Raw genomic sequence first — 25902 nt, 5'->3', positions numbered from 1 at the left:
CCGCGAGAGGCCGGCATGAACAACACAAATGCCAATGTCGTAAACGCGCCATTGCAAGGCGTGCGCAGGCATCTGACCCGCCCCGGCCAGTCATAACATCGCCACAAAGGGCCACAGTGCCCCACGACAAAAAACGATCGCTGCCGGGAGATACACGATGTTCAGCAAGCAAGACCAGATCCAGGGTTATGACGATGCACTGCTGGCGGCGATGAATGCCGAAGAACAGCGCCAGGAGGACCACATCGAGCTGATCGCCTCGGAAAACTACACCTCCAAGCGCGTGATGCAGGCCCAAGGCAGCGGCCTGACCAACAAGTACGCCGAAGGCTACCCGGGCAAGCGCTACTACGGTGGCTGCGAGCACGTCGACAAAGTCGAGGCCCTGGCCATCGAGCGCGCCAAGCAGCTGTTCGGCGCCGACTACGCCAACGTCCAGCCGCACTCCGGTTCTTCGGCCAACGGCGCGGTCTACCTGGCCCTGCTGCAGGCCGGTGACACCATTCTCGGCATGAGCCTGGCCCACGGCGGCCACCTGACCCACGGCGCCAAGGTGTCGTCCTCGGGCAAGCTGTACAACGCTGTGCAGTACGGCATCGATACCACTACCGGCCTGATCGACTACGACGAAGTCGAGCGCCTGGCTGTCGAGCACAAGCCGAAGATGATCGTTGCCGGCTTCTCGGCCTACTCCAAGACCCTCGACTTCCCACGCTTCCGCGCCATTGCCGACAAGGTGGGTGCCTACCTGTTCGTTGACATGGCCCACGTTGCCGGCCTGGTTGCCGCAGGCCTGTACCCGAACCCGATCCCGTTCGCCGATGTGGTCACCACCACCACCCACAAGACCCTGCGCGGTCCACGTGGCGGCCTGATCCTGGCCAAGGCCAACGAAGAGATCGAGAAGAAACTCAACGCCGCCGTATTCCCGGGCGCCCAGGGCGGCCCGCTGATGCACGTGATCGCCGCCAAGGCCGTGTGCTTCAAGGAAGCGCTGGAGCCAGGCTTCAAGGCTTACCAGAAGCAAGTGATCGAAAACGCCCAGGCCATGGCCCAGGTGTTCATCGACCGCGGCTACGACGTGGTCTCCGGTGGCACCGACAACCACCTGTTCCTGGTCAGCCTGATCCGCCAGGGCCTGACCGGCAAAGATGCCGACGCCGCCCTGGGCCGCGCGCACATCACCGTCAACAAGAACGCCGTGCCGAACGACCCGCAGTCGCCGTTCGTCACTTCGGGCCTGCGCATCGGCACCCCGGCCGTCACCACCCGCGGCTTCAAGGTCGCCCAGTGCGTGGCACTGGCCGGCTGGATCTGCGACATCCTCGACAACCTCGGTGACGCCGACGTCGAAGCCGATGTGGCGAAGAACGTCGCGGCGCTGTGCGCAGATTTCCCTGTTTATCGCTGAGTGGAGCCACACACCATGCAACGTTATTCGGGCTTCGGCCTTTTCAAGCACTCCCTCAGCCACCACGAGAACTGGCAGCGCATGTGGCGCACGCCGACCCCGAAAAAGGTCTACGACGTGGTCATCGTCGGCGGTGGCGGCCATGGCCTGGCCACGGCCTACTACCTGGCCAAGGAACACGGCATCACCAACGTCGCGGTGATCGAGAAGGGCTACCTGGGCGGCGGCAACACCGCCCGTAACACCACCATCGTGCGGTCCAACTACCTGTGGGACGAGTCGGCGCACCTGTACGAGCACGCCATGAAGCTGTGGGAGGGCCTGTCCCAGGACCTCAACTACAACGTGATGTTCTCCCAGCGCGGCGTCTACAACCTGTGCCATACCCTGCAGGACATGCGTGACTCCGAGCGCCGTGTCAGCGCCAACCGCCTCAACGGCGTCGATGGCGAGCTGCTGAACACTGCCCAGGTCGCGGCCGAAATCCCGTACCTGGACTGCTCCAAGAACACCCGCTATCCGATCCTCGGCGCCACCGTTCAGCGCCGTGGTGGCGTGGCTCGCCACGACGCCGTGGCCTGGGGCTTTGCCCGTGCCGCCGATGCCCTGGGCGTCGACCTGATCCAGCAGACCGAAGTGATTGGCTTTCGCAAGGAAAACGGCGCGGTCATCGGCGTGGAAACCAACAAAGGCTTCATCGGCGCCAAGCGCGTCGGCGTGGTCACCGCTGGTAACTCCGGGCACATGGCCAAGCTGGCCGGCTTCCGCCTGCCGCTGGAATCGCACCCGCTGCAGGCGCTGGTCTCCGAGCCGATCAAGCCGATCATCGACAGCGTGATCATGTCCAACGCCGTACACGGCTACATCAGCCAGTCCGACAAGGGCGACCTGGTGATCGGCGCCGGTATCGACGGCTGGGTCGGCTACGGCCAGCGCGGTTCGTACCCGGTGATCGAGCACACCCTGCAGGCCATCGTCGAAATGTTCCCCAACCTCTCGCGTGTTCGCATGAACCGCCAGTGGGGCGGCATCGTCGATACCTCGCCAGACGCCTGCCCGATCATCACCAAGACGCCGGTCAAGAACCTGTTCTTCAACTGCGGTTGGGGGACTGGCGGCTTCAAGGCGACCCCGGGTTCGGGCAACGTCTTCGCCGCGAGCCTGGCCAAAGGCGAAATGCACCCATTGGCCGCGCCGTTCTCCATGGACCGCTTCTACAACGGCGCACTGATCGACGAACACGGCGCCGCCGCCGTCGCCCACTAACCGGAGCCACCGTCATGTTGCATATTTTCTGTCCCCACTGTGGCGAGCTGCGCTCCGAAGAAGAGTTCCACGCCTCTGGCCAGGCGCACATCGCCCGCCCGCTGGACCCTAACGCCTGTTCCGACGAGGAGTGGGGTACCTACATGTTCTACCGTGACAACCCACGCGGTATTCACCACGAACTGTGGGACCACGTTGCCGGTTGCCGCCAGTACTTCAACGTCACCCGCAACACCGTGACCTACGAGATTCTGGAAACCTACAAGATTGGCCAGAAGCCGCAAGTGACCGCTGATGGCAAAGCTGCGATCGCACCGTCCGCCGTCAAAGGCCAAGGGGAAAAAGTATGAGCCAGACCTATCGCCTCGCCAGCGGCGGCCGTATCGACCGCAGCAAGGTCCTGAACTTCACCTTCAACGGCAAGACCTACCAGGGTTATGCCGGTGACAGCCTGGCCGCCGCGCTGCTGGCCAACGGCGTCGACATCGTTGGCCGCAGCTTCAAGTACTCGCGCCCACGCGGCATCATCGCCGCCGGTAGCGAAGAGCCGAACGCGATCCTGCAGATCGGCTCCAGCGAAGCCACCCAGATCCCCAACGTGCGAGCCACCCAACAGGCGCTGTACGCGGGCCTGGTCGCCACCAGCACCAATGGCTGGCCGAACGTCAACAATGACGTCATGGGCATCCTCGGCAAGGTCGGCGGCAATATGATGCCGCCGGGCTTCTACTACAAAACCTTCATGTACCCGAAATCGTTCTGGATGACTTATGAGAAGTACATCCGCAAGGCAGCCGGCCTGGGCCGTGCGCCGCTGCAGAACGACCCCGACAGCTACGACTACATGAACCAGCACTGCGACGTGCTGATCGTTGGCGCCGGCCCTGCTGGCCTGGCCGCCGCGCTGGCTGCTGGCCGCAGCGGTGCCCGCGTGATTCTGGCTGACGAGCAGGAAGAGTTCGGCGGCAGCCTGCTCGACACCCGCGAAACCCTCGACGGCAAGCCTGCCGCCGATTGGGTCAACGCCGTGGTCAAAGAGCTGCAAAGCCTGCCGGAAGTGACCTTGCTGCCACGCGCCACGGTCAACGGCTACCACGACCATAACTTCCTGACCATTCACGAGCGCCTCACCGACCACCTCGGCGACCGCGCCCCGATCGGCCAGGTGCGTCAACGCGTGCACCGTGTCCGCGCCAAGCGCGTGGTCCTGGCTGCCGGCGCTCACGAGCGCCCATTGGTGTACGGCAACAACGACCTGCCGGGCAACATGCTGGCTGGCGCAGTGTCCACTTACGTTCGCCGTTACGGCGTGGCCCCAGGGCGCAAGCTGGTACTGTCGACCAACAACGACCACGCCTACCGCGCCGCGCTGGATTGGCACGACGCCGGCCTGCAAGTGGTCGCCATTGCCGACGCTCGCCACAACCCGCGTGGTTCGCTGGTTGAAGAAGCGCGTGCCAAGGGCATCCGCATCCTCACCTCCAGCGCCGTAATCGAGGCCAAGGGCACCAAGCACGTCAGCGGCGCCCGTGTGGCCGCCATCGATGTGCAGGCGCACAAGGTCACCAGCCCCGGTGAAACCCTCGAATGCGACCTGATCGCCACCTCCGGCGGTTACAGCCCGATCGTGCACCTGGCTTCGCACCTGGGCGGTCGCCCGGTCTGGCGTGAGGACATTCTCGGCTTCGTGCCGGGCGATGCCCCGCAGAAGCGCGAATGCGTGGGTGGCATCAACGGCGTCTACGCCCTGGGCGATGTGATTGCCGATGGTTTCGAAGGCGGTGCCCGCGCCGCCACTGAAGCGGGCTTCAAGGCCACCGTTGGCAGCCTGCCGAAAACCGTGGCGCGCAAGGAAGAGGCCACCGTGGCGCTGTTCCAGGTGCCGCACGACAAGGGCACTGCCCGTGCACCCAAGCAGTTCGTCGACCAGCAGAACGACGTCACCGCCGCCGCCATCGAACTGGCCACCCGCGAAGGCTTCGAGTCGGTCGAGCACGTCAAGCGCTACACGGCGCTGGGCTTCGGTACCGACCAGGGCAAGCTGGGCAACATTAACGGCCTGGCCATCGCCGCCCGTTCGATCGGCATCACCATCCCGGAAATGGGCACCACCATGTTCCGCCCGAACTACACGCCGGTGACCTTTGGCGCGGTAGCCGGTCGTCACTGTGGCCACCTGTTCGAGCCGGTGCGCTTTACCGCCCTGCATGCCTGGCACGTGAAGAACGGCGCCGAGTTCGAAGACGTCGGCCAGTGGAAGCGCCCTTGGTACTTCCCCAAAGCCGGTGAAGACATCCATGCCGCGGTTGCCCGTGAATGCAAGGCCGTGCGCGACAGCGTGGGCCTGCTGGACGCTTCGACCCTGGGCAAGATCGACATCCAGGGCCCGGATGCGCGCGAGTTCCTCAACCGCATCTACACCAACGCCTGGACCAAGCTCGACGTGGGCAAGGCCCGCTACGGCCTGATGTGCAAGGAAGACGGCATGGTCTTCGACGACGGCGTGACCGCCTGTGTCGGCGACAACCACTTCATCATGACCACCACCACCGGCGGCGCTGCCCGCGTATTGCAGTGGATGGAGCTGTACCACCAGACCGAATGGCCAGAGCTGAAGGTGTACTTCACCTCGGTCACCGACCACTGGGCCACCATGACCCTGTCCGGCCCGAACAGCCGCAAGCTGCTCAGCGAGCTGACCGACATCGACATGGACAAGGAAGCCTTCCCGTTCATGACCTGGAAGGAAGGCAACGTCGGTGGCGTACCGGCCCGCGTGTTCCGTATCTCGTTCACCGGTGAGCTGTCGTACGAAGTCAACGTGCAGGCCAACTACGCCATGGGCGTGCTGGAACAGATCATCGAGGCCGGCAAGAAGTACAACCTGACCCCGTACGGCACCGAGACCATGCACGTACTGCGTGCCGAGAAGGGCTTCATCATCGTCGGCCAGGACACCGACGGCTCGATGACCCCGGACGACCTCAACATGAGCTGGTGCGTGGGCCGCAACAAGCCGTTCTCGTGGATCGGCCTGCGTGGCATGAACCGCGAAGACTGCGTGCGCGACAACCGCAAGCAGCTGGTAGGCCTGAAGCCGATCGACCCGACCAAATGGCTGCCGGAAGGCGCCCAGCTGGTGTTCGACCCCAAGCAGCCGATCCCGATGGACATGGTCGGCCACGTCACCTCCAGCTACGCGTCCAACTCCCTGGGCTACTCGTTCGCCATGGGTGTGGTCAAGGGCGGCCTCAAGCGCATGGGCGAGCGCGTGTACTCGCCGCAGGCCGATGGCAGCGTGATCGAGGCGGAAATCGTGTCTTCGGTGTTCTTCGATCCGAAGGGTGAGCGGCAGAACGTCTAAGGCCCCGGATGGCAGCGCAGCCTGCTTGCAGTGCTGCGCCGCCCTGACGAACAAGAATTCAAGGCAGGTAAGAAATGAGCGCTATCAACGTCTTCCAGCAAAACCCCGGCGCCGAGGCCAAGGCCCAGTCGCCACTGCACCACGCCGACCTGGCCAGCCTGGTTGGCAAGGGCCGCAAGAACGCAGGCGTGACCCTGCGCGAACGCAAGTTCCTCGGCCACCTGACCCTCCGTGGCGATGGCCACGACCCGGAATTCGCCGCCGGCGTGCACAAGGCCCTGGGCCTGGAGCTGCCGGTTGCCCTGACCGTGGTCGCCAACAACGAGATGTCGCTGCAATGGGTCGGCCCTGACGAGTGGCTGCTGATCGTCCCGGGCGGCCAGGAACTGGCGGTCGAGCAGAAGCTGCGCGCCGCCCTCGAAGGCCAGCACATCCAGGTGGTCAATGTCAGCGGCGGGCAGAGCCTGCTGGAACTGCGCGGCCCGAACGTGCGCGAAGTGCTGATGAAATCCACCAGCTATGACGTGCACCCGAACAACTTCCCGGTCGGCAAGGCGGTCGGCACCGTGTTCGCCAAGTCGCAACTGGTGATCCGCCGCACGGCCGAAGACACCTGGGAACTGGTGATCCGCCGCAGCTTCGCGGACTACTGGTGGCTGTGGCTGCAGGACGCTTCGGCCGAATACGGTCTGAGCATCGAAGCGTAAGGAGAGCAGAACATGAGTCGGGCACCGGACACCTGGATTCTCACCGCCGACTGCCCGAGCATGCTCGGCACCGTCGACGTGGTGACGCGTTACCTCTACGAGCAGCGCTGCTACGTCACCGAGCACCACTCCTTCGATGACCGGCTGTCGGGGCGTTTCTTCATTCGCGTGGAGTTCCGCCAGCCGGACGATTTCGACGAGGCGGGCTTTCGTGCCGGCCTGGCCGAGCGCAGCGAAGCGTTCGGCATGGCCTTCGAGCTGACCGCACCCAATCACCGTCCCAAGGTGGTGATCATGGTGTCCAAGGCCGACCATTGCCTGAACGACCTGCTGTATCGCCAGCGCATCGGCCAACTGGCCATGGACGTGGTCGCGGTGGTGTCCAACCACCCGGACCTCGAGCCCCTGGCGCACTGGCACAAGATTCCTTACTACCACTTCGCCCTCGACCCGAAGGACAAGCCGGCGCAAGAGCGCAAGGTGATCCAGGTGATCGAAGAAACCGGCGCGGAGCTGGTGGTGCTTGCCCGCTACATGCAGGTGCTGTCGCCGGAGCTGTGCCGGCGCCTGGATGGCTGGGCGATCAACATTCACCACTCGCTGTTGCCCGGGTTCAAGGGCGCCAAGCCCTATCACCAGGCCTACAACAAGGGCGTGAAGATGGTCGGCGCCACGGCGCACTACATCAACAACGACCTCGACGAAGGGCCGATCATTGCCCAGGGCGTCGAGGTGGTGGACCACAGCCATTACCCGGAAGACCTGATTGCCAAGGGGCGCGACATCGAATGCCTGACCCTGGCGCGGGCGGTGGGTTACCACATCGAGCGGCGGGTGTTCCTCAACGCCAACCGGACGGTCGTTCTCTGACAACCTGTTCCGGCCTCTCGCGGCTAAAGCCGCTCCTACAGGGTTCGTTCAGTCTTGAAGACTGGCGCATCACCTGTGTAGGAGCGGCTTTAGCCGCGAGAGGCCGGCACAAGCCGCCACCTCTGTTCGCCCCCTATCCTCCAACGACAGCACTGCCGTTAAAAGGCAACTCCCTGTCGCTTCCAGTCAGTGCAATCCGCCGTATCAGGCCCACAATTCCCTGCATTCCAGTAACACAAGCCGCCCATGGATGGCGGCGCGTTCAACCACCGCTGCATAAATATAAATCGAGCGAGGTAAGAGCATGTCTGGCAATCGTGGAGTGGTGTATCTCGGCGCGGGCAAGGTCGAGGTGCAGAAAATCGACTACCCGAAAATGCAAGACCCACGCGGCAACAAGATCGAGCACGGCGTGATCCTCAAGGTGGTTTCCACCAACATCTGCGGCTCCGACCAGCACATGGTCCGCGGCCGCACCACTGCCCAGGTCGGCCTGGTCCTGGGCCACGAAATCACCGGTGAAATCGTCGAGATGGGGCGTGATGTAGAGCGCCTGAAGATCGGCGACCTGGTGTCGGTACCGTTCAACGTCGCGTGCGGGCGCTGCCGCTCGTGCAAAGAAATGCACACCGGTGTCTGCCTCACCGTCAACCCGGCCCGCGCCGGCGGCGCCTACGGCTATGTCGACATGGGCGACTGGACCGGTGGCCAGGCCGAATACGTGCTGGTGCCGTACGCCGACTTCAACCTGCTGAAACTGCCGGACCGCGACAAGGCCATGGAGAAGATCCGTGACCTGACCTGCCTGTCCGACATCCTGCCGACCGGCTACCACGGGGCTGTCACTGCCGGTGTAGGCCCTGGCAGCACCGTCTACGTCGCCGGTGCCGGCCCGGTCGGCCTGGCCGCCGCTGCTTCGGCACGCCTGCTGGGCGCCGCCTGCGTGATCGTCGGTGACCTCAACCCGGCCCGCCTGGCCCACGCCAAGTCCCAGGGCTTCGAAGTGGTCGACCTGTCCAAGGACACCCCGCTGCACGAGCAGATCGTCGACATCCTCGGCGAACCGGAAGTGGACTGCGCCGTCGACGCCGTTGGCTTCGAGGCCCGTGGCCACGGCCACGAAGGCGCCAAGCATGAAGCCCCTGCCACCGTGCTGAACTCGCTGATGCAGGTGACCCGCGTGGCCGGCAACATCGGCATCCCGGGCCTGTACGTGACCGAAGACCCGGGCGCTGTCGATGCCGCCGCCAAGATCGGCGCGCTGAGCATCCGCTTCGGCCTGGGCTGGGCCAAGTCGCACAGCTTCCACACCGGCCAGACCCCGACCATGAAGTACAACCGCCAGCTGATGCAGGCGATCATGTGGGACCGCATCAACATTGCTGAAGTGGTCGGCGTGCAGGTGATCAACCTCGACCAGGCGCCGGAAGGCTATGGCGAGTTCGATGCAGGCGTGCCGAAGAAGTTCGTGATCGACCCACACAAGATGTGGGGCGCGGCTTGATCGCGTGAAGTAACAAAAAGCCCCTCGACATGAGGGGCTTTTTTATGGCTGCTCGCCGGCGCCTTGCACGGCAAGGACAGAGCCTTTGTCATCGGTGGCCAACAAGCCGCCGGTGTGGGTTCCGTCTGTACTCACCTCTGCCAGCGGTTGTTCCGCGTTGCGGAAGATGGCGCGTTGCTGATCGCCTTGCTTCACGGTGATCAGCTTGTCGCCCTGGTAGAAGAAAAGCGTACCGTTCGATGCTCTGCTCATGATTCAAGTCCCTGCCGTGCTGGATGAATGGAGGTTGCTTGAAGCCCATTCTGAACGGCCGCAGGGATTTTGATACTGGCAGAAATACTAGTTTGTGGCCTGATCCGAAACCTGAACTGCGCCCGTGACGTTGGACAATCCAACCTCAGGCCCTGCGCAACCCTTGTAGGAGCGGATTTATCCGCGAAGGGCCAGCCCAGCCAGCAAAAATCTCAAGCCCTAATGCAGCGTTCGCGGCTCCGCCGGCAACTGCACCTGGATCAACGCCGTCTCAAGCAGCACCCGCAGCGTTTCGAGCTCATGCATCGTGGCCATCATCAATATCGAAACCGGCGATTTGGGTTGTAGCAGAATCGCCTGATGCGCGACGGTTTGGGCACACAGCGCGTAGTCCGTGGCCTGGATGAGGGTGTCTTCGAGGGAATGGAAGGTGTGGGGTGGATCGGGGACAATCTTAAGCATTAGTTTTTTTCGATAGGGGCCACCACCCTCTGCTGTCAAACAAGAAGGGTGGCAGCTGTGCATGGGTTGACAGACCGGTAGAAAAACCAAAAAACCCGGCGCACACGAAGTGCCCCATACACAGCCGCCATCGAAGGCGAAAGCCATTAGGATTTTCTGGTCGGCCTGTCAAAGCCGGTCGCTGATTTCGCAACGACCGCCCGAGACTAGAGCGCAGCCAAGATCACCGCAATGGCTTAAGCGGCTTGGGAGCATATTTCAGAAGCGTCCTACAAGTAAGCGGAAAAGTCGGAAAACGTGAATGATGTTGCCGGGCTGAGCATCCCCTTCGGCTTGGGCTGGGCCAGGTTGCACTGCTTACACACTGTCCAGACCCCCGACCACCCAGTGCAACCGTCAGCTGATGCCCAGCTCGGCATCTTCCATCAGCGGGCATCCTGGGAAGGATGTCAAGGGCGATGCAGAACAGATGGCCAGCAGGTCGACTGTTATGCGACCTGCTGGGTGTAGAGTTTTATGAAGTCGTTCCCCTCAAGGTGGAGACATACTCCTGAAGTCTTTTTTGCTCACTGGTGATCTTTGCTATCTTTCGATAATAATAATCCTCTTCGAGAATTGCTGTAATGAGTTGCTCGTTGTAGTGTCTCCACAAGTCGGACCCGTAGGGTAACTGCTCAGTCGCGTGCCTGGCGTAACGGACGCGTTCTTCTGCGCGTAGGTGCTTAGGTGCTTGTTGGCGTAGGTAGGATTCGTATTGGTCTACGAGTGGTTGAAGTTTTTTTATCTCTTTTAGAACTAATGGAGAAGTCCGCTCTGCGGGATAGCTTCGCATTGTTTCAGCATAAGTTGGCGGGTTTGGGGAGGGCGTCGGGGGAGGCGTTGGGCCAGTCGCGACTTCATAGGACGGGAGTGGAGTCGGGAGTGGAGTCGGGAGTGGTGCGTTATTTTGGTTTTTGATTCGTTTTGGAAGCTTCGGGCGGAATGTATGCCCTAATAAACTTCGGATGCGAAAGTGTCCGGAAGGATCAGTGTGGTTTATTGGGTTATTTCCGCAATAGCTGTATGTATTAATTCCGCCGATGGAGTTTGGGCTGAAGGTGTCTGGAGATAAAAAACGCATTAATCCTGGATGGTAAGCGCGATGATGGCCAAGCCCTAGTAAGTATCCGTTAATTGAGTGTTCAATCTTCTCGCCATTGAACCCCAATACACTGGATTGGAGTTGCAGTTCCGGGGCTTGGCCATAAGGGGTATAGGTAAGGGCTACATTGTTTGGGTCAGCTGTCTGAATCACCGTTCCATTTTTATCTGTTGCCAATAGGTGGTAGTCCTTGGGGGCTGTATTTCTTGGCTCGGCTAAAGGCAGGTTCATGGCTCGATAAACCTTCCAGCTTTGGGTTCGGTTTTTTATTGTAGAGACGTTATCTTCATTATAAAAAATCAGACTTTTCTCAATTTTCATTGATATCTCCTGCCTATTCGCTGAGAAAGTTGGCTTTCTGGCCTGCATGGCTCTTCAGTATCTTTGGCTTTAGCTTTTGGGGCTACTGGTAGAAATATCAGGTACTGCCAATACCATGCGTGAACAGGTAGCGAATCAGGCACGGAACAAACCCCTGAATCTCCAGTCAGATTGCTCGTTTCCCAGGCCATCCCGGCCAACCGAGGTCCCTCCCGATGAAAGCTTTCACTCTGGCAACCCTGATGACCCTGGCCGCAAGCCCGGTGTTCGCTTTCAACCTCAACGACGCCGCCAACGCCGTCTCCGCCATGCAGAACTCGAAGCAACAAGGCCAGGTAAAGGCGCGCAAAGGGCAGGCCAACCTGCTCAAAACCCTGGGCAGCAATTCGGCGCTGCACAAGGCGCTGAGCAACGACGTGGAAAACCGTGAAGACCTGGACCGCCCGTCCGCCTTGAGCATCACCTCGTTTGCCGCTGCAATGGCATTGACGAAGGTGGTGCCCGGCATCACCAGCAGGCTGACTTAGCCCAGCACGGTGAACAGCGAATTATGAGTCTTGATACCCTTTGGAATACCAATCCCGCTGCAGAGGGCGTCTTTCGAAAGGGTTGTCTCTGATGTCTCTGATTTTTATGGAGTCCATGTAGTCTGTGAAATTGAAGTCTTTGATCTCATGAATGGCCGGGTTCTTTATGGCTGCATCAATTTTATTCAAAATGTAGCTATTATTAGCTATCAGTTCCTTTGAGGTGTCCATATAGTCCATGGCTATCCTATCAACGGTCGGAAGGGGTATGTTGTGCTTTTCGGCATAGGCTGTATCTTTGTGTGATAGTCTTGGGCGTTGAGGTAAGCGATTCGAGTCAATTGCCTTTCTATTTCGAGATAGTTTAAGAAAATCAATTTCTCCATTTATTCTGCGCGGGTTTTCTAGACTATTGTATTCTTTGACTGTGTCTCTATATTCTGTGATTCGTCTGATTTTGTTTTTTCTTCGCCCTGAAAAGAGATTTTTAAATGGTTTCAATGAGAAATGGCCCGATGGATCATTCCTGTTGACGGGGTCGCCTTCACAGTAACTATAAGTATTTAGCCCGCCTTTCCCAAACGGACTGAGTGTGTCAGAGCTGTAGAAGCGCGCTAAAGCTGGGCTATATATCCGGTACCCATTGCCCAGCGCGTAGTCTTTCATGATCAGATCAAACCGTTGCCCGTTGAACGCGAGTAAGGCTGTTAACTTTTCCGCGTCCAAGTGACCATAGGGGGAATACGCCATCGTATTAGGAGCCCTACCCAGGACGGAGCCGGCTTGGTCAACTTGAAGAATTCGGGCTGCCTTCACCTGCTCCAGCTGAGCCATCACGATATCGTGTGCCCGTAGTATGTGGCGATTGCCTTTCTCAGCACGCTCAGTTACCAAATGACCCTTTTGATAAAAAAGCATGAGTCTCCCTTCTGCAGTCGTTCCTCGACTTCTCCTCAGTAAGGCAGCGCTTGATGCTTTTTTGTCGGTTGTCATGTTTCGGATCTCAAGAAGCGATTGAAGATTTCCAATCTGCGCGCCTATGCATGCGGTCACAACTGGCAGTTTTGTCAGGTGACAAGCTGCCCGGAACAAACCCCTGAATCTCCAGTCCAATTGATCGTTTCCCAGGCCATCCCGGCCGACCGAGGTCCCTCCCGATGAAAGCATTCACCCTGGCAACCCTGATGACCCTGGCCGCAAGCCCGGTGTTCGCCTTCAACCTCAGCGACGCCGCCAACGCCGTCTCCGCCATGCAGAACCCGAAGCAACAAGGCCAGGTACAGGCCCCCGAAGGGCAGGCCAACCTGCTCAACACCCTGGGCAGCCAGTTGAACATCACCCCCGAACAGGCCGTAGGCGGGGCAGGGGCCATGTTGGGGTTGGCGCGCAACAACCTGAGCAGCGACGACTATGGCCAGCTGACCAAGGCCGTGCCGGGCCTGGACCTGCTGTCGGGTGCCAATGTCCTGGGCGGGCTGAGTGGGCTGGGTGAGTTGCTGGGCAGCGACAAGGGCAGCCAGTCGGCGCTGGACAAGGCGCTGGGCAATGACGTGCAGAACCGCGGCGACCTGGACAATGCGTTCAAGGCGCTGGGGATGGATACCGGGATGATCGGGCAGTTTGCGCCATTGATTCTGCAGTACCTGGGGCAGCAGGGGATTGCCGGGTCGTTGCTGCAGAATCTGGGGAGTTTGTGGACTACTCCCGCGCCGTTGACCCAGCCTTCGGTCTGATGATTTTTTAGCGCCAGTGCCGGCCCTATCGTCGGCAAGCCGGCTCCCACGGGGATCTCACAGCATTCAAGTCAAGTGCTGTACCCGTGGGAGTGGCCTTGCGTCTGGTCAGACGGCTTCGGTGAAGTCCACCAGCCGCACCGGGCGGCGGAAGCCGGCGGTCAATACCGCCAGGTATGCCAGGCCCAGAGCAAACCAGCACAGCCCAATCACCAAGGTCAGTGCCGACAGGCTGGTCCACAGCCACAATGTCAACGCCAACCCCACCAGTGGTACCAGGCCGTAGCACAGCAGCCCCTTGAGGTTACGCTGGGCGCCGTCGTCCATCAGGTGCGTCTTCACCACCGCCAGGTTCACCGCCGAAAACGCCACCAGCGCACCGAAGCTGATCAGCGAGGCGAGGGTGGCCAGGTCGATCACCAACGCCAGCAGCGAGAACGCCGACACCAGCGCAATGGCGAACACCGGCGTGCCGAAGCGCGGCGACAGGTAACCGAAGCTGCGCCTTGGCAGCACGTTGTCACGCCCCATGGTGAACAGGATGCGCGATACCGCTGCCTGCGAGGCCAGCGCCGAGCCGAGGCTGCCGGCGACATACGCTGCCGTGAAGAAGTTGGCCAGGAACTGCCCGCCCGCCTTGAACATCACCTCGTTGGCCGCTGCATCGGCATTGGCGAAGGTGGTGCCCGGCATCACCAGCTGGCTGACATAGGCCAGTACGGTGAACAGCACGCCAGCGAACAGGGTGGTGAGGATGATCGCCCGCGGTACATCACGGCGGGCATCGCGGCATTCTTCGGCCAGGGTCGACACGGCATCGAAGCCGAGGAACGACAGGCACAGCACCGCCGCACCGGCCATGATCGCGCCGAAACCGGGCTTGGAGCCATCACCCAGCAGCGGCGCCAGCAGGTCCAGCGGTTGGCCGGCCAGCGACTGGCACGACAGCGCGACGAACACCACGATGAAGACGATCTGCGCGCCGACGATCAGGTTGCTGGTCTTGGCCACCGAGTGGATGCCGACCACGTTCAGCACCGTCACCAGCACGATCGAGGCCAGGGCGATGGACCACGCCGGGATGGCCGGGAAGGCGATGTTGAGGAACAGGCCGATCAACAGGTAGTTGATCATTGGCAGGAACAGATAGTCGAGCAGCAACGACCAGCCGGCGAGGAAGCCGACGTTGGGGCCGAAGGCCATGTTGGTGTAGGAGTACGCCGAGCCCGCGACCGGGAAGCGCTTGACCATGAAACTGTAGGACGCGGCGGTGAACAGCATGGCCACCAGGGTGACCATGTAGGCGCCGGCGGTGCGGCCACCGGTGAGTTCGGTGACGATGCCGTAGGTGGTGAAGATGGTCAGCGGGACCATGTACACCAGGCCGAAGAACACCAGGGCGGGGAGGCCGAGGACACGGCGCAGTTGGGCGGAGTTGGAGCTGGGTGGGTTGGCCATCGATCGATCCAGGCATTTTTGTAGTTGTGCTTTGGTCGATTTTTATCCACTTGGGTGGGTGATGACAAAAAAGTATTACTTATTCTAATTATTAGCCTGGCTTTTAATTGGGGCATTGATAGTGCCTACACCGGCCTCTCGCGGATAAATCCGCTCCTACACGGGTAGCGATCCCCGTAGGAGCGGATTTATCCGCGAGAGGCCGGTACAGGCAATAAAACTCAGCTCATTTCACCGCGCAGCTGCTCGATCCGCTGGTCCTTCTCCAGCCACAACTGGTTCACCCAACCCTGCACGGTCTGACGGAAAGCCGGGTCATTCTCGTAATCCCCATCCCACAAGGCCGGGTCCAGCTCACGCACCTGAATGTCGATAATCACCCGGTTGATGCTGCCATTGAGCAACGCCCAGAACCCCGGCGCCTGGTTGCCGGGGTAGACGATCGTCACGTCCAGCAGCGCATCCAGCTGTTCGCCCAGCGCTGCCAGCACGAACGCCACGCCGCCGGCCTTGGGCTTGAGCAGGTAGCGATAGGGCGATTGCTGTTCGCGGTGCTTGGCCTCGGTGAAGCGGGTGCCCTCGAGGTAGTTGACCACGGTGACCGGCTGGCGCTTGAACAGCTCGCAGGCGGCCTTGGTGATCTCCAGGTCCTTGCCCTTGAGCTCCGGGTGCTTTTCCAGAAACGCCTTGCTGTAGCGCTTCATGAATGGGTAATCGAGGCCCCACCAGGCCAGGCCCAGCAGCGGCACCCAGATCAGCTCCTTTTTGAGAAAGAACTTGAAGAACGGCGTGCGGCGGTTGAGGCTTTCGATCAGCGCCGGGATATCGACCCAGGTCTGGTGGTTGCTGACCGCCAGGTACGAGGTGTCCTTGCGCAGGTTCTCGACACCGCGAATGTCCCACTGGGTCGGGATGCACAGGGCGAAGATGGCCTTGTCGATTTCCGACCAGGTTTCGGCTACCCACATCACCGCCCACGAGGCATAGTCACGCCCACGGCCCGGCAGCACCAGTTTGAGCAGGGCGAAGACCAGCAGCGGGCAGATCAACACCAAGGTGTTGAGCAGCAGCAGGATGGTCGTGAAAAGGCCGGTAAGCAGGCGACGCATAAGGAAACTCTTGTTGTGGGAAATTAGCAGGGCGCAATGATAAGCAGCGCCGCGGCCTACGCCAAATGTCCAATGCCCGACGGCAGGGACAAATGTTTCACAACATGTTGGTTAGGCTTGTGACAGCGAACCTATCCCGCCAGTGCAGTCTAAGCACTGACCCTTCTCAAGGAAGCTTGCCTGTGAAATCTCTGCTTGCCCTCTTATCGCTGCTGGCGTTGCCGGTCATGGCCGCCGAACCGACACTCTACGGCCGTTACGAGAACATCAAGTTGCCCGAGCTGGGCCAGACCTTGAAAGCCAAGATGGACACCGGTGCCTGGACGGCCTCGCTGTCGGCCAAGGACATCGAGTTGTTCACCCGTGATGGCGAGGAGTGGGTGCGTTTCCGCCTGGCTACCAAGGACTCCGACGGCAAGGTCTATGAGCACCAGGTCTCGCGCATCAGCAAGATCAAGGGGCGTGCCGAGGAAGAGGACGAGGGCGATGCGCCGGAAATCTCCAAGCGGCCGGTGATCGACCTGGAGATGTGCCTGGGTGGCGTGAAGCGCACCATGGAGGTCAACCTGGTGGACCGCAGCCACTTCAACTACCCGTTGCTGATTGGCTCCAAGGCATTGCGCCAGTTCAAGGCGGCGGTGAACCCAGCCAAGAAGTTTACTGCGGGTAATCCTGACTGCTGATCGCGATAGCACACTGGTTCTGCTGTATGTGGGAGCGGCCTTGTGTCGCGAAAGGGGCGCGAAGCGGCCCCAGGTTCTCAGCTTCGCAGCGGAAATTGCCGGGGCCGCTTCGCGGCCCTTCCGCGACACAAGGCTGCTCCCACACCCGCGAAGAGGCCCTTTAGGCCGCTGGGGCGGTAGCCACCATCGACGGCCGCTTGGCCACTTCGGCATACCAGGCCGCCAGGCCAGGCTGGCGCTCACGCCAGCCGAACTGCGGCTGACGCAGGTCCAGATACCCCAACGCACAGGCCACGCCAATCGCCGCAATATCGAACCCGGACGCCAGCTCTGCCAGGTGCGCTTGCTCCAGGTTCGCCAGGCTGCGGCGAATCTTCTCGGCTTGCGCTTCGAGCCAGCCCTCCCAGCGCTTCGCTTCAGGCCGCAGGAAGCTTTCGTAGCGGCTCAGCACCGCTGCATCCATGATCGCGTCAGCCTGCGAAGCCAAGGTCATGCGCCGCCAGCGCGCCGAGCCCTCGCGTGGCAGCAGCGGCTGGCCGACATGCTGCAGGTCGAGGTACTCGCAGATCACCCGGCTGTCGTGCAGCACGGTGCCGTCCTCCAGGCGCAGCGCCGGAATCTTGCCGATCGGGTTGTCCTGGTTGAGCTGCTCGTCGCCGTTCACCGGGCTGATGTTCACCGGCTGCAGCGCGACACGGCCAAGCTGGCCGGTCTCGTGCAGCACCACCATGACCTTGCGCACGAAAGGTGACAGCGGCGAGTGGAACAGGGTCATCGTGCTCATGGTTCAGTTGCCCTGCAGGCTCGGAGGCAGGCACACGCCGGTGCCGCCGATACCGCAGTAGCCGTCCGGGTTCTTGGCCAGGTACTGCTGGTGGTAGGCCTCGGCGAAGTAAACCGTCGGCGCCTGGTCGATTTCGGTGGTGATTTCGCCGAAGCCGGCCTTGCTCAGCTCGGCCTGGAAGGCGTCGCGGCTGGCCTTGGCCTGCTCCAGCTGTTCCGGGCTGGTGCAGTAGATGGCCGAGCGGTACTGGGTGCCGATGTCGTTGCCCTGGCGCATGCCCTGGGTCGGGTTGTGCAGCTCCCAGAACATCGCCAACAGCTCGCGGTAGCTGACCTTGTCCTTGTCGAACACCACCAGCACCACCTCGGTGTGGCCGGTCAGGCCCGAGCAGACTTCTTCGTAGGTCGGGTGCGGGGTGAAGCCACCGGCGTAGCCGACCACCGTGCTGACCACGCCTTCGCGCTGCCAGAAGCGGCGCTCGGCGCCCCAGAAGCAGCCCAGGCCGAAGATGGCGAAGTCGATGGCGCCTTCGAAGAACGGGCCGAGCAGTGGGGTGTCTTTGAATACGTAGTGGAACTCGGGCAGCTGCATGGGCGTTTCGCGGCCAGGCAGGGCTTGCTCCGCGGTTGGCATGACGTTTTTGTTCACCAGGATTTCCGAACGCAGGACCATGGCCGTTCCTCTGTATGTCGGTGGGATAGGAGTTGGCTTCATCGCGGATAAATCCGCGCCTACGCAATCCCTGTAGGAGCGGATTTATCCGCGATGAGGCCTGAATGGGATCTAGTTTGCCCGAGCTTGGCGCCGCTGTCAGGCTATTGGGCCGCGCGGATAGCGCTTGAGTTTTTCTTCCAGCTCACGGCCCGGGATTGGCCGGTCGAACAGGTAGCCCTGGCCGACGTCGCAGCGATGCCGGCGCAGGAAGGCGAGCTGCTCGGGCGTCTCGATCCCTTCGGCCACCACCTTGAGCTTGAGGTTGTGGGCCATGGCCACCACCGCCGAGGTGATTTCCATGTCGTCCTGGTTGTCGGGGATCTCGTTGATGAAGCTGCGGTCGATCTTGATGATGTCGATCGGGAATTTCTTCAGGTAGCTCAACGACGAATAACCGGTGCCGAAGTCGTCCATGGCCAGGGTCAGGCCCAGGGCCTTGAGTTCGTCGAGCTGGCGGTGGGTGTCTTCGGTCGCTTCCAGCAGCAGGCCCTCGGTGAGTTCCAGCTCCAGCAGGTGCGGGGGCAGGCCTTCTTCCTTGAGGATCAAACCGATCGAGGCCACCAGGTCGGGGTCGGAGAACTGCTTGGGCGACAGGTTGATGGCCACGTGCAGGCAGCCCATGCCGGCCTGCTGCAACTGCTGGCTCATGCGGCACGACTGGCGCACCACCCACTTGCCGATGGGGATGATCAGGCCGGTTTCCTCGGCCACGCTGATGAACTGGTCCGGGCGGATCATGCCGCGCTCGGGGTGGTTCCAGCGTAGCAAGGCCTCAAGGCCCAGCAGGCGGCCGCTGCGCAGGCACAGCTTGGGCTGGTAGAACACCTCCAGCTCGTTCTGGGTCAGGGCGCGGCGCAGGTTGTTCTCGACGAACAGCTTGTAGCTGGCTTCGGCATTGAGCACTTCGGTGAACACCTGCACCTGGTGCTTGCCGTTGGCCTTGGCCTTGTGCAGGGCGAGGCCGGCGTTCTTCATCAGGGTGGTCGGGTCGCTGCCGTGCAGCGGCGCGCATGCCAGGCCCACCGAGGCGGTGACGTTGATCAGCTGGTTGTCGACGAACATCGGTTTGTCGAGGGTACGCAGCAATTGCAGGGCTACGCCCTGGCCGTCTTCCAGGCTGGTGTCGTCGAGCAGCACGGCGAACTCGTTGCTGGCGAAACGGGCGAGTACGCCGTTGACGCTGAGGCTGTTGCGCAGGCGCCGGGCCAGGCTGATCAGCAATTTGTCGCCGGTCTGGTGGCCGAGGCTGTCGTTGATCCGCTTGAAGTTGTCGATGTCCACCAGCAGCAGGCAGATCGGGTTCTCGCTGTCGCGGGCGAAGCGCTCGTCGAGCTTGCGGATGAATGCCGGGCGGTTGCCCAGGTTGGTCAGGTTGTCGGTGTAGGCCAGGCGCTCGATGCGTTGCTGGGCCAGCTTGGTCTGGGTGACGTCTTCGTAGATGCCGATGTAGTGGGTCAGCTCACGGTTGTCGCCGTACACCTTGGAGATCGACAACTGGCCCCAGTAAGGCTCGAGGTTCTTGCGCCGGCTCTTGAATTCGCCTTGCCAGCTGTTGCCCATGGCCAGGCTCGACGGCGAGTCGAACAGCAATTCGCTGAGGTTTTCCAGGGCTGGCAGCTCGGCCAGGTGGTGGCCCTGGACTTCCTCGGTGCTGTACTGGGTGATGGCCGTGAAGCTTGGGTTGACGTACTCCACCACGCCGTCGCGGTTGACCAGCAGGAAGGCGCTGGCGCTTTGTTCCACGGCCCGCTGGAACAGGTGCAGGGCGCTGGCGGCGGTGCGCCGGTTGTGGTTGGTGATGACCTGGGCGAACTGGTCGGCGAGCTCACCGGCAAAGGCGATTTCATCGGACTGCCAGGCGCGCGGCTGGCCAGTCTGTTCCAGGCACAACACGCCGACTACCTGGCCATCGACGCGGATGCTGGCGTCGAGCATGGCGTTGTTGTCGGCATACAGGCTCTCGGCCAGGTCACGGGTGCGCGGGTCGTGGTTGGCGTTGTGCGCGTCGATGGCACGGCTGGCGTGCAGGGCGTCCAGGTAGTCGGGGAAGCGGCTGGCATCGATCGGTTCGGGCAGGCGGTGCGCCTGCTCGTCGCGCAGCCAGGCACTGATCGGCTCCAGACGCTGCTCTTCCAGGTGCCAGATGCTGGCGCTGTCGACCTTGTAGATCTCGCAGGCGCTGCGGGTGATCAGCTGGGCGGCTTCGAGCAGCGAGTTCTCGGCGCTGTAGCGCTGGCGGGCCAGGCGCAGGATGAGGTCTTGCTGGGCACGCACCCGTTCCAGGTGTTCAAGCTGCTCCTGCTGGGCGCGCTGGTTGATCTGCAGAGCCAGTTGCAAGCGGTTGTTGCGCGATTCCAGGTCGTCGGTGTCGAGGTCACTGTCGTCGTCATCGAGCACCGTAAGGAAGCCGCGCAGCAGCTGGCGGTTGTGCTGCTTGTATGCCTCGCCGGCTTCCAGCACGCGCAGCGCGCGGGCCTGGGTGTGCAGGGTGTAGCGCACCCGGTAGTAGCCGCGGTTGCGCAGTTGCAGCTGGATTTCATCGTGCAGCCGGTAGCGGGCCTCGGGCTCCATCAGGCTGGCATAGGGCGCATCGATCAGCGCACACAGCTCGGCAGCGGGCAAGCCGAACTGGCGTTCGCAAGCAGGATCGAGGTAAAGCATCGCCCAGTTGGCTTCGTTCAGCCTTTCGAAACGCAGCATGCCGAGCCGCGAGGGCACGGGGAGCTGCGTGACGACCTCGGCCGCCACACGGCTGGCGGCATCGGGTTGGCTTTTCATCGAAGACTCGCTTGAAGGGGACGCGGCCTGGACGGCGGCGTATCTGGCAAGGTTGCATCATGTCCCTGAGGCTGGCAAGCGGCCATGAGGGCTGTCATGTATATGTTTTCGGCCGCCTGGCTGAAATCCTTAGTTTGCCTTGGGATTTTTGGCGCCTGTGAGATCGAGCGCCGCCCGCGCGGCGCATCGCGGATAAATCCGCTCCTGCAGTTGCTGCGACGTGCCGAACTTGTTACGCCATGGTCGCCTGCCTTGGTGCATGTCTTGAGTCTTGCAAGCCGGCTGACAACCATGGCCTCACAGCATGGCCACGTTGCTTAAAGGCGGACAAAAAAAGCCCCGCCAACGGGCGGGGTTGAGGTACGAGCGTGGCAGCTCGAAAAGGGTACCTGCCTCCCCGGGAGGAGGCAGGTGGGCTGCGATTACAGCAGCATGGTGCGGATATCGCCCAGCACGTCGCCCAGGCGCTTGGTGAAGCGCGCGGCGGCAGCGCCGTTGATCACACGGTGATCGTAGGACAGCGACAGCGGCAGCATCAGCTTCGGCTGGAAGGCCTTGCCATCCCAGACCGGCTGCATGGTCGCCTTGGAGACGCCCAGGATCGCCACTTCCGGCGCGTTGACGATCGGCGTGAAGCCGGTGCCGCCAATGTGGCCGAGGCTGGAGATGGTGAAGCAGGCACCTTGCATGTCGTCGGCCGACAGCTTCTTGGTGCGCGCCTTCTCCGCCAGTGCAGCGGCTTCTGCAGCCAGTTGCAGCAGGCTCTTCTGGTCGACGTTCTTGATCACAGGGACCAGCAGGCCGTCCGGGGTGTCCACGGCGAAGCCGATGTGCACGTACTTCTTGCGGATGATGGCCTTGCCGCTTGGCGCCAGCGAGCTGTTGAAGTCCGGCAGTTCCTTGAGCAGGAAGGCGCAGGCCTTGAGCAGCAGTGGCAGCACGGTCAGCTTGACACCTGCTTTCTCGGCCACGGCCTTCTGCGCAACGCGGAAGGCTTCCAGCTCGGTGATGTCGGCGGAGTCGAACTGAGTCACGTGCGGCACGTTCAGCCAGCTGCGGTGCAGGTTGGTGGCACCGACCTGCATCAGGCGGGTCAGGGCGACTTCTTCCACTTCACCGAACTTGCTGAAGTCCACGGCCGGGATCGGCGGGATGCCAGCGCCGCCGGTTGCGCCAGCGGCTGCTGGAGCTTCCTTGGCCTTCTGCATCATCGCCTTGACGTAGACCTGCACGTCTTCTTTGAGGATGCGGCCGTGCGGACCGGTAGCGGCCACTGCGCCCAGGTCGACACCGAATTCACGGGCCAGCTGGCGAACCGCCGGGCCTGCGTGAACCTTGGCGTTGCTGCCGGCAGCCGGTGCGGTAGCGACCGGAGCGGGGGCAGCAGCCGGGGCGGCAGCGGCAGGTGCGGCGGCAGGAGCAGCCTCGGCCTTGGCCGGTGCAGCAGCGGCTGGTGCCGGTGCCGCAGCAGGCGCAGCGCCAGCCACCTTGAGCTTGAAGATCAGGTCGCCAGTGCCGACTTCGTCTTCCAGCTTGCACAGGACTTCTTCGACCACGCCGGCAGCCGGCGACGGGATTTCCATGGAGGCCTTGTCGGACTCCAGGGTAATCAGCGACTGGTCGGCTTCGACGGTGTCGCCGACCTTGACCAGCACTTCGATGATCTTGGCCTTGCCCGACGAGCCGATGTCCGGCACGTGGATGTCCTGCACGCTGGCGGCAGCCGGGGCTGCGGCCGGAGCAGGGGCAGGTGCTGCTTCAGCGGCTGGCGCTGGAGCAGCAGCCTGGGCAGGCGCGGCAGCCGGAGCCTCAGGGGCCGCAGCAGCGGCACCCTCGGCTTCCAGAACCAGCAGCTCGTCGCCTTCTTTCAGGCGGTCGCCCAGCTTGACCTTCAGTTCCTTGATCACGCCGGCCTTGGGCGCCGGGATCTCCATGGAGGCCTTGTCGGACTCCAGGGTCAGCAGGCTCTGGTCAGCCTCGATACGGTCACCGACCTTGACGAACAGCTCGATGATTTCACCTTCACCGCTGCCGATGTCAGGTACGCGAATGAGTTCGCTCACTTAAAAATACTCCTCAGCAGTCCAGTGGGTTGCGCTTGTCCGGGTCGATGCCGAACTTGACGATAGCGTCAGCCACAACCTTGGGTTCGATCTCGCCGCGGTCAGCCAGGGCTTCCAGGGCAGCCAGCACCACGAAGTGGCGGTCGACTTCGAAGAAGTGACGCAGCTTCTTGCGGCTGTCGCTGCGACCGTAACCGTCGGTACCCAGGACCTTGAACTCTTTGCTCGGCACCCACTGGCGGATCTGCTCGGCGAACAGCTTCATGTAGTCGGTGGAGGCGATGACCGGGCCTTTGCGACCGTTCAGGCACTGCTCGACGTAGGTCTGCTGTGGCTTCTGGCCAGGCTTCAGGCGGTTGGCGCGTTCCACGGCCAGGCCGTCGCGACGCAGTTCGTTGAAGCTGGTGACGCTCCACACGTCGGCACCGACGTTGAACTCTTCACGCAGGATCTTCGCCGCTTCGCGAACTTCGCGCAGGATGGTGCCGGAGCCCATCAGCTGTACGTGGTGCGCGGCTTCGCGGGTGTCTTCTTCGAGCAGGTACATACCCTTGATGATGCCTTCCTCGACACCGGCCGGCATGGCTGGCTGCTGGTAGGATTCGTTCATCACGGTGATGTAGTAGAAGATGTCCTGCTGCTCTTCGGTCATCTTCTTCATGCCGTCCTGGATGATCACCGCCAGCTCGTAGCCGTAGGTCGGATCGTAGGTGCGGCAGTTCGGGATGGTGCCCGCCATCATGTGGCTGTGACCGTCTTCGTGCTGCAGGCCTTCACCGTTGAGGGTGGTACGGCCGGCGGTACCGCCGATCAGGAAGCCACGGGTGCGGCTGTCGCCGGCAGCCCAGGCCAGGTCGCCGATGCGCTGGAAGCCGAACATCGAGTAGAAGATGTAGAACGGCAGCATCGGCTGGTTGTGGCAGCTGTACGAGGTACCGGCAGCGATGAACGACGACATGGCGCCGGCTTCGTTGATGCCTTCCTCGAGGATCTGGCCCTTCTTGTCTTCGCGGTAGAACATCACCTGGTCTTTATCGACAGGCTCGTAGAGCTGGCCGACCGACGAGTAGATGCCCAGCTGGCGGAACATGCCTTCCATACCGAAGGTACGGGCTTCGTCCGGGATGATCGGGACGATGCGCTGGCCGATGTCCTTGTCCTTGACCAGCTGCGCGAGGATACGCACGAAGGCCATGGTGGTGGAGATTTCGCGGTCGCCCGAACCGTCCAGGATCGCTTTCAGCGTTTCCAGTGGCGGGGTCGGCACGCTGAAGCTCTTCGCGCGGCGCTGTGGCACGAAGCCGCCCAGGGCAGCACGGCGCTCGGCCAGGTACTTGGCTTCGGCAGAACCTTCTTCAGGCTTGAAGAACGGCAGGTTCTCGAGGTCGGCATCCTTGACCGGGATGTCGAAGCGGTCACGGAAATGACGCAGGCTGTCGACGTCGACCTTCTTGGTGTTGTGCGCGGTGTTCTTGGCTTCGCCGGCACCGGTACCGTAACCCTTGATGGTCTTGGCCAGGATGACGGTTGGCTGGTCCTTGTGGTTGACCGCCTGGTGGTAAGCCGCGTAGACCTTGTACGGGTCGTGGCCGCCACGGTTGAGCTTCCAGATCTCGTCGTCGGACAGGTCTTCGACCATGGCCTTGAGTTCTGGGGTGTTGAAGAAGTTCTCGCGAACGTACGCGCCGTCTTTGGCTTTGTAGTTCTGGTACTCGCCGTCGATGACTTCGTCCATGCGGCGCTGCAGGGCACCGTTGGTGTCCTTGGCGAACAGTGGGTCCCAGAAGCGACCCCAGACCACCTTGTTGACGTTCCAGCCACCGCCACGGAACACGCCTTCGAGTTCCTGGATGATCTTGCCGTTGCCGCGAACCGGGCCGTCGAGGCGCTGCAGGTTGCAGTTGATGACGAAGATCAGGTTGTCCAGCTTCTCGCGGCCGGCCAGGGCGATTGCGCCCAGGGATTCCGGCTCGTCGCACTCGCCGTCGCCCATGAAGCACCAGACCTTCTGCTTGCCGGCCGGGATGAAACCACGGGCTTCCAGGTACTTCATGAAGCGTGCCTGGTAGATAGCCTGGATCGGACCCAGACCCATGGATACGGTCGGGAACTGCCAGAAGTCAGGCATCAGCCACGGGTGCGGGTACGAAGACAGGCCGTTGCCGTCCACTTCCTGACGGAAGTTGTTCATCTGCTCTTCGCTGATGCGGCCTTCCATGAAGGCACGGGCGTAGACGCCTGGCGAGGCGTGGCCCTGGAAGAAGATCAGGTCGCCGCCATGCTCTTCGGTCGGCGCCTGGAAGAAGTAGTTGAAGCCGATGTCGTACAGGGTGGCACTGGAAGCGAAGCTGGAGATGTGGCCGCCCAGGTCCGAATCCTTCAGGTTGGTGCGCATCACCATGGCCAGCGCGTTCCAACGCACCATCGAGCGAATGCGGCGTTCCATGAACAGGTCGCCAGGCATGCGTGCTTCGTGGGTGACAGGGATGGTGTTGCGGTATGGCGTGGTGATCGCGTACGGCAGCTGGGAGCCACTGCGGGTGGCCAGCTCGCCCATGCGGGTCATCAGGTAATGAGCGCGGTCTTCGCCTTCTTTATCGAGGACCGACTCCAGGGCATCCAGCCATTCCTGGGTTTCGATTGGATCGAGGTCTTGCATGGCTTGCTCCAGGGCGGAAAGGCCACCAGAATCGGGGGCCTGAGTTTGCGACTGGCCTTATGGGCAGACGTCGTGAATTCTTGGATTACCGGGGTG

At 62.0% G+C, this 25902-nt stretch carries 20 protein-coding genes and 1 pseudogene; 10 read left to right on the top strand and 11 right to left on the bottom strand.

All coding sequences use genetic code 11. The features are described 5' to 3' along the window. Window positions 1–157: 157 nt before the first annotated feature. The 7 genes from HU738_RS16885 to fdhA all read left to right on the top strand — a co-directional run bounded on the left by HU738_RS16885 (window position 158) and on the right by fdhA (window position 9122). Window positions 158–1411 (top strand): serine hydroxymethyltransferase, encoded by a 1254-nt coding sequence (locus HU738_RS16885; RefSeq protein ID WP_186602855.1) that lies wholly within the window; start codon window positions 158–160, stop codon window positions 1409–1411. A 15-nt stretch (window positions 1412–1426) separates the two neighbouring features. Then, window positions 1427–2677 (top strand): sarcosine oxidase subunit beta family protein, encoded by a 1251-nt coding sequence (locus HU738_RS16880; RefSeq protein ID WP_176509068.1) that lies wholly within the window; start codon window positions 1427–1429, stop codon window positions 2675–2677. A gap of 14 nt (window positions 2678–2691) precedes the next feature. Further along, a complete protein-coding gene (locus HU738_RS16875) occupies window positions 2692–3027 on the top strand; it encodes a sarcosine oxidase subunit delta (RefSeq protein WP_054886031.1) in 336 nt (111 codons plus the stop codon). Continuing rightward, complete coding sequence (locus HU738_RS16870) at window positions 3024–6041, top strand: sarcosine oxidase subunit alpha (protein WP_186602857.1); 3018 nt, start codon at window positions 3024–3026, stop codon at window positions 6039–6041. The genes HU738_RS16875 and HU738_RS16870 overlap by 4 nt, the downstream gene beginning before the upstream one ends. 74 nt (window positions 6042–6115) lie before the next feature. Continuing rightward, entirely contained in the window at window positions 6116–6748 is a 633-nt protein-coding gene (locus tag HU738_RS16865; RefSeq protein WP_112251428.1) for a sarcosine oxidase subunit gamma, read from the top strand. A 12-nt stretch (window positions 6749–6760) separates the two neighbouring features. Continuing rightward, window positions 6761–7618: a formyltetrahydrofolate deformylase gene (purU, locus tag HU738_RS16860; protein WP_060512211.1), complete on the top strand. Its 858-nt coding sequence runs from the start codon at window positions 6761–6763 to the stop codon at window positions 7616–7618. Window positions 7619–7922: 304 nt separating this feature from the next. Next, window positions 7923–9122 carry a formaldehyde dehydrogenase, glutathione-independent gene (gene fdhA, locus HU738_RS16855; protein ID WP_051095434.1) on the top strand — a complete coding sequence of 400 codons (1200 nt, stop codon included), beginning with the start codon at window positions 7923–7925 and terminating at the stop codon, window positions 9120–9122. Window positions 9123–9164: 42 nt separating this feature from the next. On the opposite strand, the gene HU738_RS16850 is transcribed toward fdhA, so the two are convergent. From HU738_RS16850 to HU738_RS16840, 3 genes are all read right to left on the bottom strand, one after another. After that, the gene (locus tag HU738_RS16850) at window positions 9165–9374 is read right to left on the bottom strand and encodes a hypothetical protein (RefSeq protein WP_186602860.1); all 210 of its coding nucleotides are present in this window, start codon (window positions 9372–9374) and stop codon (window positions 9165–9167) included. 219 nt (window positions 9375–9593) lie between these two features. Further along, window positions 9594–9836 carry a hypothetical protein gene (locus HU738_RS16845; protein ID WP_186602862.1) on the bottom strand — a complete coding sequence of 81 codons (243 nt, stop codon included), beginning with the start codon at window positions 9834–9836 and terminating at the stop codon, window positions 9594–9596. A gap of 514 nt (window positions 9837–10350) precedes the next feature. Beyond that, a complete protein-coding gene (locus tag HU738_RS16840; RefSeq protein ID WP_225923481.1) occupies window positions 10351–11298 on the bottom strand; it encodes an RHS repeat-associated core domain-containing protein in 948 nt (315 codons plus the stop codon). 215 nt (window positions 11299–11513) lie between these two features. On the opposite strand from HU738_RS16840, the pseudogene HU738_RS16835 reads away from it, so the two are divergent. After that, window positions 11514–11681, top strand: a pseudogene (locus tag HU738_RS16835) (DUF2780 domain-containing protein); the annotation flags it as partial. Window positions 11682–11846: 165 nt separating this feature from the next. Here HU738_RS16835 and HU738_RS16830 read toward each other — a convergent pair. Next, window positions 11847–12818, bottom strand: a complete 972-nt coding sequence (locus HU738_RS16830) for an RHS repeat-associated core domain-containing protein (protein WP_186602864.1) — start codon at window positions 12816–12818, stop codon at window positions 11847–11849. A 164-nt stretch (window positions 12819–12982) separates the two neighbouring features. Here HU738_RS16830 and HU738_RS16825 point away from each other — a divergent pair, with 164 nt between their 5' ends. Next, window positions 12983–13558 carry a DUF2780 domain-containing protein gene (locus HU738_RS16825; protein WP_186602865.1) on the top strand — a complete coding sequence of 192 codons (576 nt, stop codon included), beginning with the start codon at window positions 12983–12985 and terminating at the stop codon, window positions 13556–13558. Between the two features lie 108 nt (window positions 13559–13666). Here the strand turns inward: HU738_RS16825 and HU738_RS16820 are convergent, their stop codons facing one another. Beyond that, entirely contained in the window at window positions 13667–15016 is a 1350-nt protein-coding gene (locus HU738_RS16820) for an APC family permease (protein ID WP_186602866.1), read from the bottom strand. 221 nt (window positions 15017–15237) lie between these two features. Further along, window positions 15238–16125: a 1-acylglycerol-3-phosphate O-acyltransferase, YihG family gene (yihG, locus tag HU738_RS16815; protein ID WP_186602867.1), complete on the bottom strand. Its 888-nt coding sequence runs from the start codon at window positions 16123–16125 to the stop codon at window positions 15238–15240. Window positions 16126–16307: 182 nt separating this feature from the next. On the opposite strand from yihG, the gene rloA2 reads away from it, so the two are divergent. Then, window positions 16308–16808: a retropepsin-like aspartic peptidase RloA2 gene (gene rloA2, locus HU738_RS16810; protein WP_176506817.1), complete on the top strand. Its 501-nt coding sequence runs from the start codon at window positions 16308–16310 to the stop codon at window positions 16806–16808. Between the two features lie 160 nt (window positions 16809–16968). On the opposite strand, the gene HU738_RS16805 is transcribed toward rloA2, so the two are convergent. The 5 genes from HU738_RS16805 to aceE form a co-directional block, all read right to left on the bottom strand. After that, complete coding sequence (locus HU738_RS16805) at window positions 16969–17592, bottom strand: glutathione S-transferase (RefSeq protein ID WP_186602868.1); 624 nt, start codon at window positions 17590–17592, stop codon at window positions 16969–16971. Window positions 17593–17595: 3 nt separating this feature from the next. Then, a complete protein-coding gene (gene msrA / locus HU738_RS16800) occupies window positions 17596–18264 on the bottom strand; it encodes a peptide-methionine (S)-S-oxide reductase MsrA (RefSeq protein ID WP_186602869.1) in 669 nt (222 codons plus the stop codon). 138 nt (window positions 18265–18402) lie between these two features. After that, window positions 18403–21084, bottom strand: a complete 2682-nt coding sequence (locus tag HU738_RS16795; RefSeq protein WP_186602870.1) for a putative bifunctional diguanylate cyclase/phosphodiesterase — start codon at window positions 21082–21084, stop codon at window positions 18403–18405. A 422-nt stretch (window positions 21085–21506) separates the two neighbouring features. Further along, window positions 21507–23147, bottom strand: a complete 1641-nt coding sequence (gene aceF, locus HU738_RS16790) for a dihydrolipoyllysine-residue acetyltransferase (protein ID WP_186602871.1) — start codon at window positions 23145–23147, stop codon at window positions 21507–21509. A 13-nt stretch (window positions 23148–23160) separates the two neighbouring features. After that, a complete protein-coding gene (gene aceE, locus HU738_RS16785) occupies window positions 23161–25806 on the bottom strand; it encodes a pyruvate dehydrogenase (acetyl-transferring), homodimeric type (RefSeq protein ID WP_176506812.1) in 2646 nt (881 codons plus the stop codon). Window positions 25807–25902 lie beyond the last annotated feature (96 nt).

The organism is Pseudomonas vlassakiae, from assembly GCF_014269035.2.
Classification (GTDB): domain Bacteria; phylum Pseudomonadota; class Gammaproteobacteria; order Pseudomonadales; family Pseudomonadaceae; genus Aquipseudomonas; species Aquipseudomonas vlassakiae.
This window is presented reverse-complemented; position numbering and strand designations above follow the sequence as displayed.